Below are 620 nucleotides of genomic sequence, written 5' to 3'. Positions count from 1 at the left end.
GGAATGAAGTGGTTCATGGGGGTGTTTTCCCAAGGATGGAACCGGCGCAGGAAGCGCCGGGGGCATGTGTTCCAGGGGCGCTACAAGGCGGTGGTGGTCAATGGCGAGGGAAGCGGCATGTATTTCCGGATTGTGGCGGATTACATTCACCTCAATCCGGTGCGTTCGGGGTGGGTTGGAGGAACCAGCGGCAAGCGGCTCAAGGATTGGCAATGGAGTAGTTTTCCCATCTATGCGGGAAGGAAGCCGCCGGGGTGGCTGGTGACCGAGCGGGTGCTGGAAGCTTTCGAGCTGGCGGAGGGCCGGCGCGGTTTGAGGGCGTATGCAGGCTACCTCGAAGAGCGGGCGAAGGATCGGGAGGGAGCGCTGAGTGACGAATCGCTTAAGGCCTTGCGCCGGGGTTGGTATCTGGGAGAGGAGAGTTTCGGAGAGAAGCTGCTGGCGATGCTCAAGCCGGAAGTGGCGGAGAGGCGTCGCAAGGGAAGTCTGCGCGGCGCGGCGGCGCGGGCGCACGATGTGGCGGAGGCGGAGCGCCTGGCGAAGGCGGGGCTGGAGTGGATGAGATTGCCGCTGAAAGCGAAGGATCTGGTGGGGCGTGGCCGCTGGCTCGATGAGAAGGC

General features: G+C 64.0%; 1 protein-coding gene. It reads left to right on the top strand.

Annotated features, from left to right (window positions below):
- Positions 1-15 precede the first annotated feature (15 nt).
- Positions 16-620, top strand: a 605-nt coding sequence (locus JIN81_RS18800) for a hypothetical protein (protein WP_234045608.1), incomplete at its 3' end; no start/stop codon positions are given.

The sequence above is a fragment of the Haloferula rosea genome (assembly GCF_016595525.1).
Classification (GTDB): Bacteria; Verrucomicrobiota; Verrucomicrobiia; order Verrucomicrobiales; family Akkermansiaceae; genus Haloferula; species Haloferula rosea.
This window is presented reverse-complemented; position numbering and strand designations above follow the sequence as displayed.